The 19,256-nt window shown below is 58.7% G+C and carries 1 protein-coding gene; it reads right to left on the reverse strand.

Translation table 11 applies throughout. The features are described from left to right. Positions 1 to 8: 8 nt before the first annotated feature. Positions 9 to 18,887, reverse strand: coding sequence for a CLIPPER-2 domain-containing protein (locus FHR98_RS05880; RefSeq protein ID WP_183415731.1), 18,879 nt, complete (start codon positions 18,885 to 18,887; stop codon positions 9 to 11). Positions 18,888 to 19,256 lie beyond the last annotated feature (369 nt).

Consider the following 19,256-nt stretch of genomic DNA (forward strand, 5'->3'; position numbering starts at 1 on the left):
TTTACCTCTTAACAGTTCGCATTATCGGTGGTGCAGACCGCAAAGGAGCTTGCACCGACGATAGCTCCGTCAGGGCGTTCCAGCCGCATGTAGAGGCGGTTTTGCAGAATGTTGAGCGGGATCGACTGACCCTGACCCCGCAGACGGACGCGGAAGCTGCGGAGCGACTCATCCTCCGGCGTGGCCGGGTCGTCGGTCAGGTCGACGGTTTGACGATTGACATCCCGGTCCACCGCACAGTTCGTTGCGCCGATGGGAATGATGCAGGTATCGATCGCCACCGGCAGCGTCGGGCGCGGGTCGTCCAGCACCGATTCGATCACCAGGTCCACCACACCGCCGACATTGACGTTGCGGATCGCCCCGAAGCCGTTGGTGTTGCCGGTGTTTAACGGCACCTGGGCCCGGTTGCCGATGGGGCTGAAGAGGATCGTCGCCACCGCACGCGGTCCCGGCGCCGCCTCGGAGGTCAGCAGCAATGTGTTGAACTCCGACAGCACCTGGGATTCCCCGTTGTCGCAAACCACCTGCAGGTCCATCCGCGTCGGCGGGAAGGTCTCGTTGGGCTGCATCGAGAAGAACCACGTCTGACCGGACACACCCGAGGGCAGGTCCATCGGTTCGTTGGGCTGCAACAGATTGCGTCCCGCATCCCACCAAGAGAAAGGCTGCGCAAAGAACGTGCCGTTGAAGGGCGTCGCCAATTCAACCCGGCAACCGGTCATCGCCGTATTCGGACGGTGGCCGATGTTGAAGAAGCCGGTCATGGGTGGGCTGCCCGGTGCGATATCGACCGCGAAAGCCGCCGGGAAGATGGCCGTGCCCGGCTTCTGGTCGGGCAAGAGGTTATCGCGATCGATATCCTCGCCGTAGACCATGATGCCCATGGCCGCCGTCCCGGTCGCACCGTCGCTGGAAGTCACCGCGACCTCGATGCGGCAGTCGCTGTTGGCGTCGGCCGGTGTACCGCCCGGCAGGTCATAGCTGTTGACCGGCGCGGTCCAGGTGAAGGTCGCCCCCGTCCCCGTGGCCGGCGTACCGTCGCTGTCCCTCAAATCCTGCGGGCGTGCACCAGGGAAACCATCTTCAGCCTGCGCGCAAGTCGCCGTCCAGGCGTAGTCGGTGATGCCATTCCCCACCAGATCGGTGACGTCGACATTGAAGCCCGTGGTGCCGCCGGAATCCACCGCCAGGGCATCTGGCAGAACCGTGGCCGTCAAACGGTTCTCCTCATAGATCGTCACGCTCTCGCTGGGCGACTCATCGCCCGCACCCGTCTCGGCACCGCCACGCGCCGTCACCGAGGCGGACACATCCCCCGTCACCGCTGCCGGGTCGCCCGTGAAGACCAACCCACCCGCCGCCGTCACCGGCAGAACAAGGTTGGCGCTTTCGCCCGGTGCCAGCCCGGGTGTAAGTTGCCAAACAGCACCGGTCCAGCTGCCGTCACCCGTCGCTGCGCCGTCCAACTGGAACAGCCCGCCAAAATCAGGCGTAATCTCGATACCGCCGACGAAGTTGCCGCCAACCGAGTTGCTCACGGTCAAGGTCACCGTTGTATCGCTCTCTTGATCCAGCAGCGGATTCTTCCCAATCACCTGCGTCACCGTTAGATCGCTGTTCTGATTTTCCGGCAGCACATCAATCTCAATGTCCCGAACAGTGCCACCAGTCGCAGAGGATACGGCCGCGTTTAAGGTGCAGGACACCAGCCCGGAGGTCGCGTTCACCGGAGCGGTCCATTGAGGATTAGACGCGCTGACGTCGCTGAAGCTCCCGCCGCAATCGCTGGTCCAATAGTAGGTCAGCCCAGTTGGATCAGAAGTCACGTCCAAACTAAGGTTTGAGATCTCCGCAGAAAGAACCGGATTTGGTGTCGCGGTAATAGCGGGGTCGCCGAAGGTGATTCCCGGATCGAAGCGCGGTGTGACCGTTACAAAAGATATATTGTTGGCGCTGACGAGGTCGAAAAGCAGTATCGGCGGCATTCCAGCGCTCAAAAATACCAGATCTGCAATAAAAACCTGCTCCGTCGAGGTCATTACCCGCGCAGCTACCTGCAAGGTCGCCACACTGGTCAATTCACTTATGGTCCATAGGCCTAGATCAAACACACCATCACCTGTGGCGCTCTCTATCTCGAAGCCATTAGGCAAGGCGACAACGACCAACGCCTCATCAGGCGCGATTGCTCCAAGTAGTTCAGCGGTAATGGTAAAAGTAACAAGACTGCCGGGTAGTGGGTTCGCTACATCGACACTTGCCTGAATGGCCACATCAGTTTCGTCACCTGCCGCAGGATCAGGCAGCAAATGCGCCTGAAGGCCTGCCGTCACATCTGTTGCAAAAGGCGCGGACATATCGACAGACATATTACAGGTCTGAAGCTGCGCAGTGTTGTTGATGCCGCTGGCCCAGATCGTGCTCCGGCTTAGCAGGTCCGCAAAGCTGTGGCCGCCAAGATCAGGCTGTGCCGGACAATCGGCAGACCAAAGATAGTCGATGCCTAGCTCCAAGGCGTCTTCAGCATGGGAAATTACACGGAAGTCGCCTTGCAAGACGCGGCTCTGCGGCACGATAGTCGCCGGAATCGTGCTGGTGATCGTGTTCGCCGCCAGCGAAGTCACCTGCGTCCGGCTGACGTCATTACCACTGTTTGCGTCGCCTTCGACCGTACCGTTCAGCGACGCTTCATTTTCAAGGAGCCCCAATTCATCCAGCGATACCAGGAATCGGGCAACCGCGGTCTCCCCTGCCGCAATCGCGGGAACCAGCAATTCGCTGCTGTCTGCGTCAAAGCTGCCGGCACCTATCAATTGAAGGAAGGTAAAGCCGGTCGCACGCGGATCGGCGGAGAGATCGCCAAGCGGTTCGAGTTGGACACTGACTCCGGTCGCATCGATGATTGAATTGTTGGTCAGGGTCAGTGTGAAGAGTGCGGTGTCCCCCAAAAGAGCCATGTGGCGATCCACCTCCAACCGCAGGCTGATATCCGGCGTGGTGATATCTGTCGGCAAAAGAGTGACTTGCTTGGTGAGTTGCAATGGCTCGGCGCTGTCGGCGGTCAAATCCACGGTCAGGGTGCAACCGGCGTTAGCGCCCGCCAGATTATTTGTCGGAGATGTCCAGTTGGTCTGTTGCCCAACGGCAGGATCGAACGCACCGACCCCCAAGCCGCCGCAGTCGCTACTCGACCACGTGGCTGTGACGCCGCGCCCAAGCAGGCCCTCAGCTTCAACCGAAAGAGCGAACAACCCCTGCCCAACCAGAGAATCTGGGTTCGCGACAATATCCTGCAACACCTCAATGGCATTGCCCGGAATGACAGTCACGGTCCTAAAGGCGCTATCATTGAGCGGGTTGACGTCAACGCCCGGCGCATCAAGACCAGCCAGCTCCGCAAGGTTTACGAAGAACCCCTCGCGTACGGCCTGAGCTTGAAGCTGAATGCTGACCGTCTGCCCTACGGAAAGCAGCGGAATCGTCCAGGTATCCGTTGTGGTATCGAATTCTGGCGGAAGGGTGCCCGTTTGCAGCAGCAGACCTGCGGGCAGGACATCGCGGATAGCTACATTACTGGCATCCGCACCGCCATTGTTGCTCGCCGAGAGCGTGAATGTGGCGATTTCCCCCTTGGCCAGAAGGTCGCGGTCAACAGTCATGGCCAGAGAGATATCCGGGTCGGCAAGTCCCTCAGGCAGAACGACGATCTGGATGCTTTCCTGTAGGGCGCTTGCACCGTCAGCCGACAGGTTGACCGTTAAGGTGCAAAGAGCATTAGCGCCCGCGCCAGAGATATTCTCGGGCGCCGTCCAGATCGGGTCCTGGATGCTGGTGGAACTGAATGAACCGTTATCTGCTGCGTTGCCGTCGGCACAACTCGCCGTCCAAGCGTAGCTCAATCCGGCCCCAAGGTCGTCGAAAGCGGTCAGGTCGAGTTGCACCAGACGTTGCTCGCCGGCGGTCGCCATGCCGACAATCAATGACGTGGGCGTTGCTGTCAGATCGGAGACGTGAATCCGATTCTGCGCGCCGACCTCGATGATGGAAGTACGGCTGTCGTTGTTCGGATTCTGATCGCCATTGCCGTCGGCTGCCACGACCGAGGTCACGCTCGCGGTGTTGACTACACTCCCCGGGAAGAGAACGTCAGCGGTGATCAGCAGGGATTTCTCTTCTCCAAACGCCAAGGCGCCCACAGCCCATGTTCCGGTCCCATCGTCATAGGCTCCACCGGCGTCATCGGACACAAAGCCGAGTTTGCCTGGCAGCAAATCTGTAACCGTAACGTCGGTCGCCGCAACAGGGCCGTTATTCCGGATCGTGACCGTATAGGTGATCTGATCGCCAATGAAGGTAGAAGCCTTCGACGGCGTGTTAGCTTTGAGTGAGATATCCGCCCCCGCCGCTCCATCATGCAGAACGGTTGCCGTGACCAAACCCGTAACCGGTTGGCTGCCTTCAGCCGAGACAGTTATCTGGAAGTCACAACTTTGCGGCGTGCCGGTGGTGTTCACCGGCCCTTCCCAATCCGTCGTTGCTTCGCCCGGCGTGGCAAGAATGCCGCTGTCGATGCCACCAGTACAACCAAGCAGAGTCCACGCATGGGTAAGGGGGCGCCCGATCTCGTCGATCGCAGTCACACTCAGATTAAGCGTACGATCCTGCGGGGTTGAACCAACGGCGCCCAATATCGTGTCCGGATCTGCATTCGGGCCCGCTGTGATCTGGATAACGTTCTCGTCAACGATCGACAGACTTGTCGTCACGCTGTTGTCGTCCAGCAACGGATCGTTCTCGATCGCCGCAGCCGCTGCCTCGATGCTCACCAAACGCGGCGTTTGAACCGTCCCGCCAAGTGCATCGACCACCGCATTTATCGTGAAGTTCACTGTTGAGCCATCACCGGGAATTGGTGCGGGAACGCTCCAGGTCGTGCCGTCGAAGTTCGGATCGTCGCTGGTACCCGTGACCATGAACCCGGTCCCCGGCAACTGTAGTGTAATCTCGGCGCCGTTTGCATCACTCGGACCGAAATTGGTCAGGCTGAAATCTATGGTCAGCGTCTCCCCATCGATCAGCGTCGTGAAATTCGGGATACCCTGAAGAACCAGGAAGACATCATCCGGGTCGGTGCCATTGGGCAGAACCGGGATATCAACGGTTGCCAGCGACGGCAACGTGGACCCGTCGCTGGAAGTCGCATCTGCTGTCAGACTGCAAATCACAACCTGGCCGGTCTGATTGTCCGGTGGCATCCAATCAACGACAGCCTGATCGGTAACGTCAAACGCCCCGTGATTACCGCCAAACTCCGCTGGACAAGCCGCACTCCAGGTATAAGTTGCCGGGTCGCCCAGAGTGGTCGTTACCTCTACGCTGACCGTGGTGCTATTGATCCCATCACCCGCCAAGCTCGCAGGATTAGCCAGGATGCCGTCCAAAGTAACTTCATTGCGGTTGGCAACCGTCAGGGCGACTGCTGCCAGGTCATCCAGGGCATTAGTGTCGTTTTCACCCAAAAGATCAGTGCGGAAAGTGGCTTCGATGTTGATGGTCGTGCTGTTTCCCGGCGCTACAGCCGAGCCTTCGACAGTCAACTGCAGAACTTGGCTCTCACCAGGCAGCAAGGTGCCAACGGCCCACTCACCAGTCCCGGCGGTGTAATTACCCGGTACCGGCGCGATCAAGGTCAGGCCTGCAGGGATCGGAATATCGACCTGAACGCCGGTCGCATCGATCACCCCTTGGTTCATCACCTCAAAGTTCAGCAGCCCCCTGTCCTCGGCTGTTCCCAGGCCAGGAGCCACGACGATGGCCGACGGAGTCACCTGGGCCGTCACGGCCACATTCGTATCGACCGTCGGGTTGACGGTGATATCCGCCATGGTCTCCGCTGTGCCCGAAATACCGTTGGATCCCGGCGCATCCAGGTCAACCATCAAGGTGCAGATATCCTGGGCTCCGGTCGTGTTGGCGGGCGACGTCCAAACGACCTCTGCCGCCGTGCTTGAGGGCGCAAAGCTGCCATTGCCAGCAAACCCCGGACAAGCCGCCGTCCAACGGTACGACACACCCAACCCGTCAACATCGTGGGCGACGATTGACAGTTGGCTCGTTTCGCCTCCGATCAAGACCGCCGGGTTCGCTGCGATTGGATTATCGATGACGATCTGGTTGTCCCCCAGAATGTCGAAAAGCAGCGATGTCGGGTCATTGGACCCCGGGCCGGTATTCGGGTCAGCCGGCGTCACCTGGGTCACGCTCGCGGTGATTGAACCTGTCCCAGGAACGGCACCGGCACCGCTGGCCGCGATCGGCAGTTCGAGCGTGAGCACTTCACCCACGCCAAGGCCTGCGACGCTCCAGTCGCCACTGTCATATGTTCCGCCCGACAAAGTGGGTGCACCGGTCACAGCTAGCTCATCGCTAAGCGCAAGAGAGATCGTGACGTCCGTCGCGGCTTCGGGGCCGTTGTTCTCCAGCCGGACGATGGCTGATGACACCTCACCAACGAATAGCGCCGTATCCAGCGAGGTTACGCGCAGATCGATATCGGCACCGACCGCGCCGGCGGGGAGCAAGGTGACCGGTACTGTACGGGTTGAGACAATCTGGCCGAACAGCGCATCCGTCACAGTGACATCAACCCGCAATGAGCAGACTACCGTTTCGGCAGTGCCATTGAAGGGCGATTCCCAGGACGGTTCGCCTGCGGTCGCATCACTGAAGCTGCCGCTGCCGGGCAAAGACGGACAGATAGCCTGCCAGGCATAGCTCGTATTGCTATTGGAAACGGCGTCCTCAACCGTCAACATCAAACGGCTTACACCCTCGCCGACATGGCTGTTAGGCGATGCAAAGGGACCGGCTATATCCAGCAGGTTCTCCGGAATGACCGACACCACCACTTGCGCGGTCTCATTTCCTGGGTTCGGATCGGCTTGATCAACGGCACTGACAAAGGCCGTGTTTGGCAACTGACCATTTGCGCCGTCTCCCACACCGGGGGCGGATTCAGCGCGCGCAATTACATCGACAAACAGTTCCGCGCTGGCGCCCACCTCAAGATCGCCAACGGTCCAGATTCCCCCGTTATAGCTACCCTGCTCGGCTAATGCCGCGGTCTGGACAAACCCAGGATTGAGCACATCCGTGACTGCCAGGTTAGTCGCCTTTGCAGGTCCTTCATTGGTCACGCGAACCGAGAACCTCAGGCTTTCGCCGGGCAGCACCACCTGCTTGTCGCTTTGCTTGAGTACAACCAGCTCCGAACCCAAAGCATCGCTTGGCAATATTTCAATGGTCAGGCGTCCCTGCGCTTGTGCGCGTTCGGCCGGATCATCGCCGTCGTCGATATCGACGGTGAGGGTGCAAGTCTGCTTTAGCGCACCATCCGCCGCAGGGCCGATGTTCGGCGACGTCCAATTCGCTGTCGCCAGGGTTGGTGCAAGGAAAGCACCGCTGCCGCCGGATGGCAGACAGCTCTCCACCGCCCATTGATAATTTAGCGGATTGCCTCCTAACAGGTCATGCGCCACGACGGAAACCGAAATCGTGCCACCGCCAATAAGGCTGTTCGAGCTGGCAAAGATGCTGTCGATCGTGATGATGTTTTCCGGCACAACCGACACTGTCGCCAAGGAAACATCATTGTCCGGCACCGGATCAGCTTGATCCGCGGCCGCCACGATGAGACTGATGTCCTGCGTTCCCTCGCCAATGGCCAACGCCGTCACAGTCAAGGTTTTCGTCGAAGATGCAAAGACATTGCCGACGGACCAGTTGTACACCCCATTACCCTGGGCGCTGAGGTTCGCCGGATCGTCGGAATCCAGGAACTGCAAGCCAGGCGGCAAGTCAAACGAGACCGCCACGCCTGATGCATTGTCGAGCAGGCTGTTGTTGGAGACCGGCACCGTCACCAGGACCGTATCGCCGAACTCGTAGGCTTGGCGATCTGTGGCCACTGCTGTCGAGAGATCGATACCGATAGTGTTCGGGTTTAATACCGGCACAACCAAATCAACGGAGATAGGCAGCTGTGCTCCTTGAACGGATGCCTCGACGGATAGCAAACAGTCGTAGTCTATAGTCGGATCCGTGTTCTCCGCTGAACTCCAAATCGGCTCTCTAAGCGAAACATCGTCAAAAGAGCCATGGCCTCCCAACTCAACCGCGCACTCTGCGTTCCAAAGGTAGGTGATGGGCCGCTCCAGGCGATCGCGCACCTCGAAGTTCAACAGTGCGACATCGGTCATACCGATCACGCTCGCCGGCGATGCTACAGGTCGCCGCACAAGTTCGAGCGTGTTGTCATCGATCACTTCAAGGATTGACGCGAAGATATCGTTCGCGCTGTTGGGGTCTGGCACATCCGACGCAACACGCCGGACTTGCAGGGCCTTTGCGCCCAGCCGCTCAGGATTGGCGATAGGATCAACTGCCTCTACGTCGATCGTGAGGTCCAGCGTGGCGACGTCACCATTGCCCAGTGCATTGATCTGCCAGAGTCCGGTCGCGGGATCAAAGCTGCGGCTTGCATGATCGACAGCCCAGTTCCCCGGCGCAGCGGCAAAACCCGTCGGCAGCAGAACGCGTGCGACAACGCCGTCAGACCCTATAATACCAAGGTTCTCAGCCACCGCTTGCAGCTGGAAGCTTTCTCCCAGGACCACGCCGTTGGGGGCGCCGACCAAGCTGACTTCGATGTCCGCAACTGGAAGAGTTTCCACGGTGACATTGGCGGTAGCGCTGGATTCCGCACTACCAGCCACACTACCGGTGATCGTCAGGCTGCACCCTTGATTTACCCCAGTATGGTTTTCGGGCGCAGTCCAATCGACGGTGATCACGCGCGGATTTCCACCAGGCGCGATTTCACCGATGACGGGGTCGAAACTCCCCGCAACCGGCGAACCGGCACAGACCTCGGTCATTGTGAAGGGAATCGGGTCCGTGAAGTTCGTTGTTGTCGCTTCAACGGTGAGCGTCGTCATCCCACCAGACACAATGCTTATCGGGTCCGCAATCAGAGTGAACGCCAGCGTTTGCGTTTCCTCAATGGTGATATCCGCGCCGTCGGAATCGTCCGCCCCGTTGTTGTCAATGACTTCCGCCGCCGAGATGCTCGCAAGGTTCCCGGACCCGCTATAAACCCCAGCAGCAGTGGCCCGCAAAGACACGACCAGCGTTGCATTTCCGCCCGCCGGAATGTCACCGACCTGCCATGCGCCACCGGCCGTATCGAACACCCCTTGGCTGATGGCTTCAATCTGCCGGTCGTCGAAACCCGCGGCATGGAAGCTATCCTGCACCACAACATCCTTGGCGATTTCGGTCGGGGAATTGTTTGTCACCACGATCGTGAACTCGGGACGCGAGAGCACAACGACCGGGCTCGCGTTGACTGTCTTGGAAAGCGACAGATTCAATGTCGGGATGCTGTCGACCTCAACCCGCACCGTAGAACTTTCAGCCTGTCCCGCGGTCGGCGTAGCCAAAACTGTCAGGTCACAGAACTGCTGCGCGCCCGTATCGTTGCGCGGCGCGGTCCAAAGCGGCAATTGCGCGGTGTTGTTACCGTCAACAAAGAAACCGTTGCCCGCAAGGTTCCCGTTGCAAGAAGCGCTCCAACTGTAGCTGGCCACAGGGAAACCAAACGCATCAATCGCCGTGGCGCTCAGTTGCGTGGTGCCCTCGCTCTCCACCGGGTCCGGTAGGGCCGATGCCGTTTGAGTGAAAGAGGCCTTGTTCTCTGCCAGCACATCGACGCTGACAACGCCGTTGTTGTTGCCCCCAAGCGGGTCGCTGGCCATGCCGTCGCTCACCGTCGAATCGATGGTAACCGTCCGAGCCTGTCCGGCAGAGCCGCCAACATCGCCACGGAACGTCATGGTAATCGTTCGCCGCCCAACCAAGGGATCAAGCGGATCAAAATCCAAGGCGCCCGGTAGCCAGCGGCCAAGGCCGATGTTTGAGTTATAGGAGAAGTCCTGATTGAGTGTAGCGCCTTCAACCGACACGAAGGACAAGCCATCGGCGGGCAACACATCAATATCTACTTGCGTTTGATTGACGTTGGCAGGTCCGCCGTTCCGCACCTCTAGAGTAACGGTCACATCCTCGCCACTGAAAACCGCCGCAGGCGTCCGCGTCACCAGTAATGACAGATCTGCCTCCGGTTCGGCGATAACACCCACATCGGTCCTGCGAGAGGCACTGCCCAAATTGGTGGCCGTCGCCAAGGAATAGAAAGCGCAGTCCTGTTGGATCGCCGTTGTATTGGCAGGCGCGGTCCAGGTTACGTCGCGCGAATTGTTGCCGAGGCCATCCTCGGGCGTTCCATCGGCAAAGGCGCCGTTACCACCCAAAGGTGCCGGGCAAAATGCGAACCACTCATATGAAATGAAGCTCCCTTCAAGCGAGGCCATCACCGTTGCATTGGCATTCTGGCGCGGCCGCACCGGGTTCGGCAGCACGGACGGCAAGCTGTTGAAGAAGATACTGACCAGCCCGAAGCCCTCTACGGACTTAACGTCGCTATCATTATTGGGGTTCGGGTCGGCCTGGCTCGATGTGCCAAGGGATGCCGTTGTGAACGAAAGAATGTCTTCCGCAATCATCCTGACCTTGACGGACAAGACGCGGCTTTGATCCCGATCCAGATTGTCGATGGTCCAGACCGCAGCGACAGGATCGAAGCTGTCCCCGCCCAGCCCGTCGAAAGTTATGCTGTCAGCCAAGGCCCCGGCGGGTAAAGATACCGATACCTGCACATTGTCCGCGCTGATGGCGTCGGGCCCGTTGTTCCTGGCCGTTACTATCAGATCGAAGAAGGAACCAACCTGCACCGCGGTATCGGACACACGCAAATCGATGCTGATGTCCGATCCAGTCGTCGAGGGGTGCAGCACCGTGACCGGCAAACTGCCAATGACCGGATCCGCACCGCCGGCACCGTCGTCAATCGTTACCTGGAGCGTGCAAAGCGCAGGGCCAAAGTCCGCAACGTTGTATTGAGGCGAGATCCAAATGGGGTCTTCGAGCGTGTTGTCCTCCACGCCACCGGCGGTGGTGAAACGACCACTATCGCCGAGCGCACAGGCGCTATCGTCCCAAAGATAGGTTAACGGCGCGCCCAGCAAGCTGCTGGCGGTCAAGGTTACGGCATAGTTCCCCTGGAAAAGTGCGCTGTCGGGTACCGCCAGCAGGTCCTCGATATTGATACGGTCCTGATCGATGATCGAAATGCGGATAGGACCGGAGAAGTTGTTGCCGTAGTCCGGCTCGACTAGCGCGGTTTCCAACTGTCCGGCCAGCAGATAGTTGCCCAATCCCACTGGATCGCTTGTCGCGACTGCATCGATTTCCAGTGTCGTGGAGGCTCCTTCATTCAACGTACCGGTGGGGAACCACTCACCCGCCTGGGTGACAAATGCATCAACAGGCACGGCCGATTCCAAGTCCAGCTGCAATTCGTCAGGCAAGGACAGCCGGGCTGTGAGGGAACCAATGGATTCCAGGTTTACCAAACCGGGACCGTTGTTGCTAACGGTCAAGCGCAGCCGTGCGCGGCCGCCCAGAAGAACCGCTTTATCCAAGACCTCCAGCGATAAGGCCAGATCGACGTCCGGTTGCTCGGCAACACGGATTGAGTAAGACAAACTAACATCGTTCGCTGTGACGCCTGCGCCCACTGTCACGTCGAGTACGCAACTCAAAACCGCCGGAAACTCATCCGGGACAAAAAGCGGCGCTGTCCAGATCGGCTCAACGGCGCTGGCGTCGTCAAAGCTGCCAAGACTAACACCGTCCGTACAGGATTGCGTCCACTGGAAGGTCATGGGACGCCCCAGGGAATTGCTCGCCTCCAGGCCCAGGAACCGTCCCTGGCCTTGTGACACAAGCGCCTGCACCGCAATGGGGATTGTATCCCAATCAATGAAAAGGGAGGGTTCCTGCAAGATCGAAACCCGGTTTACCAGATAACGCTCCAGCGTAGCGGACGCTGGCATTGCGCCATCCGGGTCGGCCGGCGTCGCGCTCACCAGAGTGGCCGTCGCGGTCTGCAAATCGCTGCCTTCCGGATCAGGATTGCCGAAGTTGTTCGTATTGATGTCAACGGTGACGGTTAGAGTCGCGACAGCCGAAGGATTGAGCGAGGTTAACTGCCAAACCCCTGCTTCGCCGGGCGTCCCACCGGGCGTAAACGCGCCGTTCCCAACCAGCGTGTGTGCGGCGTAGTCCACGCCATCCGGGAGCACCACGTCGATCTGCAGATTGCTGCCGGGCGTTTGGCTCAAGTTGACGATGTTAAACTCATACTGCGCCTGCTCGCCGACGCCGCCCAGGACACGGTCGCTTCCGGCTTCGACAAGGGATTCGGCCAAAGCCGTCAAACCGTAGTTCGTAAAGGGCCCTGGATGTTCCAGGACTGTGAACGCCGAACCGTTCTGCTCGTCCGGCCACCAAAGCGACCGCGCATTGCCTTCAACGTTCATTTCAACCCGAACGGAGCAGATTTGATCTGTGCCCGAAAGGTTATAAGGCGCGCGCCAGTCCCATTGCGCACTGGTTGGGTCCGAAAATTCAAAACTGCCGTCGAACGGTACAAGCTCGTCAGAAAGATTCGGGCAATCCACAACCCAATTGTAGTTGATCGGACGGCTTAGTGCGTCCTGCGCGGTAACCTGTGTTCGCGCAAGGCCGTTCGACGGCACCGGCTGCGGGAACAGACCGAACAGCTCACCGGAATCGACCGTGATCGGATGCGTGGAGAGAACCGCCATATTGGCCGTGACACTACTGTTGGCCGGGAACGGATCCGGCAATTCACCCACGACGCTGGCGGTCAAATCATGATCGCCCGCTTCCAATCCTTCGACCATGAAGGCCAGTGTCGCCTCCTCGCTGCTAACGGCGGGTGGCAGGCTCCAGGTCAAGGACGGCTCGTCGAAAGTACCAACCGACGGAGCGAACTCGCCGGGCATAAATCTGAACCCGGGACCCGGCGGTACGATTGAAACCACGGCGTTTGCAATCGAACCGCTGTTGGCGCGCAGGGTCATCGTAACGGCTTCGGTTTCGGTCAGGAAAATCTGCTGATCTCCCAACTCCAGCGCGAGGTCGGCACCAGCAGGAACGAGCAGATTGATCGCTGCGGTGTTATTGGCCGCGTTACTGTCGAACTCAGCCAAACGAAGCAGCGCTGCGTTTACCGCGATCTCCTGATCGGAGAAGGAGTTCCTAACCGTGATGATGTAGCTTTCGCTCGATCCGGCAGGCAGTTGGTCAAGCCGAAGCTGACCACTGGCCACGTCATAACTCCAACCTGCCGAACCAGAGCCGGACTCGAAAACGAGACCCGCACCCTGTTGATCGCCAGGCAAAGGTACATTGATGACAATATTGTTTGCTTGCGTGTTGGTGGTGGTGTTCGTGAGAGTGACAGTGAGATCGAACACTGCGCCCGGCTCTGGTTGGAATGTGCTCGCATCCAACTGAACCGCCACATCTGTCGTGACGTTCAAGCGACGGAAACCTGCCTGGTGCCACTCACCATAGCTCTTGCCCCTAGCCAGCGGACGCCGCATGGCCAGGCCAATCAGGCCATCGTCCACGACCGCAAGATCATTGCCGCGATCGAACCCATCGATCACGCCTTGCCCATCCTCAATCGGGAAGTTGCCGAGAACACGAAGTGCATAACCGCGGTCGAATAGGCCATCCTTGTTTATGTCCGTATGCAGGCCGCTGGCAGCGTCGATCTGATCGATGTTAACGCCCGGCGTGCAGTGCCGGCCGCCAGGTATGCTTTCAATCTCGAAATGCCCACAAACGTCATAGCTGACCAGGAAGGTACCGGGGCCCGGATAAAAAACCACATGCGGGTTGTCGGCATTGTGCAACGGCGAGGCCGCACCGGGTCCAGGCGTATAGACAATATCCCCTTCGTAAGGTCGAGATATCCTTCGGATTGGCGTTGTAAAAACGCCGCTGGTGGAGAGAATACGACCATAGATTTCCGTTTGACCGTTATCCGGCGCAAAGTTCTTACCAGCCCGGCGGCCTGCCCAAACCAGTAGATAGCGGTCTCCTGCACTGTCGTATGCGAGATCCGGCTCAAAAGCAGTACGCGTGCTTACCTCGCCAACCGGGGCAATGAAGGCATTTGGGAAAGATCCTTCCTTTGGGCGCTTCGTCAGAATGATCGACGTTTCGTCTGGCTCTTCGTCAATAATAGCGAGATGGCCGCGGCCATCAGCGCCGCCGGCAAGAGGCAACAGGCTCGCGGCGTCTGCTTTGCTGAAGTGAACGCGGCTGTGCAGCGTTTCGGAACCGTCGTAGTCAAACTGCCCCGGCACCGGCTCGCCAATGTCCCAAGCCAGTCCCAGTTCTGCATCACCGGCCCCGGGAACAATCGTGACGCGGCCAACGCGTTGGTCCTCGGCACCGGCACCGCCGGCCAATACGACTCCGTATTGATGGTCGGAAATCAGCGAAGCTACACCGCCGTTAACCCCAAAGCGCCCGGCAAAGACCTCATCAACCGGTAGCGCAATGGGATCACCTGCCGTGGGCCGTCCGGCCAAGGCGAAGGCAAAATCGTTGAATGCACTCAAGTAAGCAACCGACGGGCGGAAGGTACTGCTGTAGGCCGTGGTGTCCAATCCTTGCGGGTTCGCGCCCGCCGCAACCTGAAAGGCTGCGCCGCTTCTGTTTGCCGGGTCGTAAGTCGCATCGCCCGCGAGCTCCCGATAGCGCGCGGTCTTGGGGACCATGGGGTCCAACGTGTCCCCTTCCACCGCCGCAATCTCGGTCCAGGCCAAAAGATATGTATCATCCTGCGGATTGTAGGCTATGGCCGGATGCCGGGCGCTGAGATTAAGACTGTCGTCCAGCGTCCAGGTCAAACGAGTCAGATCGGCGAAGCCATCCGCATCTCGGTCCAAGGGTTGGCCGGTAAAGGCGTCAATCCGCGCCGCGTAGAGTTCATAAACATCAGGCGCATCAGCCGTACTGGTCGCTGGGTCCTTGGCCTTGAATCGGATTTCCAGTACCTCCAGAAATTCGTGGCGGACCGAGTTGTAGGCGATGGCGATATCGCTGATCTCATCGCTGACCAATTGCAGCTGCGGATTGAGCGGCGAGAGGAAAACGATCGATTCCGGCGCAAAAAACGGGCTGGGATTCCCACTGCCGTCGATATTGTCCGGAATGGCTTTCACATACCCGTAGCTGACCGGCGGTATTTCACCAATCTTGCGGTCGAACAGTCGCTGTGTCGATCCGCTGGCCGGACCGAAGGTTAAGTTCAGCGAAGCGCTGTCGTTGGCCGGGTCGTTGTCGTCACTGTCGGCACTGCTTGCCGCGGCGCTAAAACTCGCCGCCCCGCTATTGCTGCGGCCAAAAATCGAGAGCCTCATGGTCGCCGATTGCCCGGCTTCTAGGGCATTAATCTGCCATCTCGTGGAACTGGGTAACGCGCCGAGTGAAAACCCTCCCAGTTCCGTCCCTTGAACACTTCCGCTCGAGATCTCCAGATCGTGCAGGAGTACATTCTGGTCCAATGACAGATCGAGGTTGATGCCGAACATCGGCTCTGTGCCCAGGTTCGTGACGGTCAGAACCGGCTCAACCCATTCACCCTGCGCCAGGCTTACTGACGGGTTATCCCAGGAAACGGCAAGATCCCCGAGCGACCGCTGAGCATTCAAGGTTACCGAGAAGCGGTTGCTGCCTGCCGAAACGTCTGGATCAACAGCTTGTCCGTAGAGGCCGCGACTGTTCCCGAGAGCCCATACGGAAATGCTATGTGACGTCACCGCAGTGGTGGGCTTGATAGTGATTGCGGCGCTGGATACTCCGCCGTTGAAGTTGTCGGTTCTGAAAAATTCCGGGTCCGATTGGACAGTCAAGAAAGCGTCGGGCGGTGGAAACGCTCCGGTCGGGTAATGCGGGAACAAGACATCATCGCCAAATAGAGCGACGACCGTCAGCGAATCATCATTCAACCCGTCCTGCCCCACTCCGGGATCATCTGGCCCGCTGCTTGTGATGGTCCGGCGCAAAACCAGGTGTTCACCGACGAACACCTGCTGCCCGTCTAGCACCGGTGTTCCATTCGAAGCACGAACCAAAGAAGAGGCCTCAACACCTGGCGGTAGGCTGACTGCTGGCGTGTTGACGTTTATGTCTGCGATCAAGGTCGGCGGCGCGGTAAGCGTAATGGACACAGCCGCCTGATCGTTGCTTGGGTCGGGATCGGAAAGGGACTTACCCTCAACGTCAGTAGCATCGGCGAGACTGGCGACGAGATCCAGTAGGCCCGATTGGTCGGATTTCAGGCGAATTCGTTGCGAGGCGACAAATGTATAAACGGCACCGCCGCCGCCATCGTCGATCGCCCCCAGCTGGAAGTTCTCCAGGCTCCAGATGTTGGTCGCAGGATCATAATTTGGCGAGGCATCCTGCCCAAAAGGTAGGGAGACACCTGGCGGCAAGGGTAAATTTACGCGTGCGCTCGCCGGCATGGACGTTTGTGAAACGAGAACTGCTGTCAGCAGCACTGTAAATTCTTGATCTTGTTCCAGCGAGCCGGCAAAGGTTAACGGCTCGACGATTTCCAGCCCAATGGCAAGGTCTGCCTGCCTCTCGACAATGCTTATCGATCGGCTGGCGAAGTCATTTGCCGCATTGGGGTCCGCGGGCGTGCTGGCGTTGCGCGTAATATCGAAAATCTGATCTGCCGCTGGAGTTGAACCAGCCGTAAGCGTGATCTGTAGAGTCGCTCTACCACCAGCAGCTATAGAGGGAACACTCCATTGTCCGTTGCCAAAGGTCCCCACGCCCAGTCCCGTGGTAGGATTGGTAAAGGTTGGCGGAATCGTTACGTCAAAAACTGCATTGCTTGCCGCTTCAATCGACGAAAGGTTGTCGGCGATCAAGGTCACGCTCACCTGCCCCTCAGTCGGGATTTGCGTCGTATTACTTGAAAGGCTCACGCTTAAATCAGCGCTAGCGGAAGTCGTCACTGCCGCACTGGCGCTGTTATTCGTTCCGTTGGGATCGGCTTGCCCGCCGGCGTTGGCGCCGTTGTAGGTCGCAATGAGGGTTTGTTCACCCAAAGGCGATTCCTCGGCCCTGAACCGCGCAGTGATGGAGCGGTTAACGCCCGCTGGCCAGGTGTTGATCTTCCAGCGCAGTCCGTTCGCGGGCTGATCCACAATGGTTCCGTTGCCGCCCGGTTCGAACTGGACGAAGGTCAGACCCGGCGGCACGGTGAGGTCTGTATAAACGGTGGTAAGCTCCAGGTTTCCGTGATTCTTGCCGGCAATCGTGAAAAGCACCTCCTGCCCTGCCAACACCGTACTTTGATCTGGTATGACCGAAATGATCTCTATGTCCCCGGGTTGCGCGACTGTATTGACGGTTCTCTGGAACCTGTTGCTGGCATCGCTCAAATCAGGATCGGAGACGGGCAGCGACGCAAACTCGGCGGAAACGGTGGTGTTCGACACAGCAGAAGTTGCCCGCATGCGCAATTCGAACTGAACCACCTCGTCGACGGCGATATCGCGCTCAATGCGAAACTGGTTCGTCGCGGCGTCGTAGAAGAAGTTGGGCTGACCGAAGACGAGGCCTTGCTCAATGGTGAACCCCGCCGGAACGGTGGGGGCGACGACCAGCGGAAACTCCGCCGACGCCGTTGCCACTTCGGGCCCGAGGTTATGAACCTTCATGAAGAGGGTAACTTCATCACCCAGGTTCACTGAATTGCCATCAAACAAGAAGGGCTGACCGGCTGCCGTCAGGTTACGCAAAAAGGTCTTCGAGCCATTATTCGGCGACGTGAAGGTTAAGTCGGCAATAGGTCCCACCGTGTTGACGGTTCGCTGGAACGTGTTGCTGGCATCGCTCAAATCGGGATCGGAAACGGGCAGGGCCGCAAAGACAGTTGAGACAGTGGTGTTTGCCACGACCGAAGTTGCCCGGATTCGAACTTCCACCTGCACCTTCTCGTCGACGGCGATATCGCGCTCAATGCGAAACTGGTTCGTCGCGGCGTCGTAGAAGAAGTTGGGCTGACCGAAGACGAGGCCTTGCTCAATGGTGAACCCCGCCGGAATGGTTGGCGCGATAACCAGCGGAAACGCCGCCGAGGCCGCTGCAATCTCAGGTCCGAGGTTGTGAATCTTGATGAAGAGGCTGAGCTCATCCCCAAGGTTTACCGAAGCGCCATCGGTCAGGAAGGGTTGGCCCGGCGCTGTCAGATTGCGCAGGAAGGTCTTTGAGCCGGAGATTGGAGAGTTGAAGGTCAGATCGGCAGAGGGCCCAACGATGTTGACCGATCGGCTGAAGCTGTCGTTATCCGACCTACTGTCGGGCACGGGTGCGCTGCTGATTTGCGCCGTGAAGTTTGTCCCCGTCGAGACCGCCGAAGCGTAGAAGCGATACTGAAACTGCACCACTTCATTGAAGGCCACCGTCCGTTCAATCCGGAACTGCTTGTTCGCCGCGTCATAGACAACGCCGGGATCGCCGTTATTGCTGGCGGTTTTGAGCGTAAAGTTCGCGGGATGAGGTGCCTGGATGATGATGGGGCTGGAAGGCGTTGCCGCGACGGCATCGGGACCTTGGTTATGCACCTTGATCAGGAATTGGACCTCGTCGCCGGCATTGACCGTATCGTTGGCATCGTTGATGAAAGCGCCGGTCGTAAAATTTCGAACGAAGGTAACTTTCGTATTGTCATCCGAAACAAGCGCGAGATCCGCCGACTGCGCCCGCGCATCAGGAACCCCTGTTGCGGCATAGAGTACGGCCGCCAGCCCCAACAGCAACAATAGTGTTCGTGACATTGCAGATGAAAGAAGTGCTTGCATCAAACTGGCCCCCAGTTATCGTCAGTCGCCCATCAGTTCTGTCCATGCCGATGTAGGCGGATTTGCCGACCGATTCTTCTTCCGGAATGCGTAGTCGCGCACTAACCTTGCTAGAGCTATTTTCTCCCTATTAACGGCAAAACGATATGAGGTGTTTGTCGTATTTTGTACAACAACTGGATTGCGATAATGGTCGCGAAGGCCCGTGAATGACCTAATTCCAAAGCACTAAGCTATTGAGCTAAGAAGCCCCGGCAAATAGCCTTGTTTACGCCTGCAATTGATGAAGTTGGGACCATCGACGCACGAGGCAACGGCTAGGAAATCAGGGTCCAGACCCCCAGCTCTTTGATTGAAAACTGCGAAAAT

Origin of the sequence: Limibacillus halophilus (assembly GCF_014191775.1) — a bacterium.
GTDB lineage: Bacteria > Pseudomonadota > Alphaproteobacteria > Kiloniellales > CECT-8803 > Limibacillus > Limibacillus halophilus.

Coding starts and splice junctions, on each gene's coding strand:
- FHR98_RS05880 (WP_183415731.1), bottom strand. CDS start 18,887: ATGCAAGCACTTCTTTCATCTGCAATGTCACGAACACTATTGTTGCTG.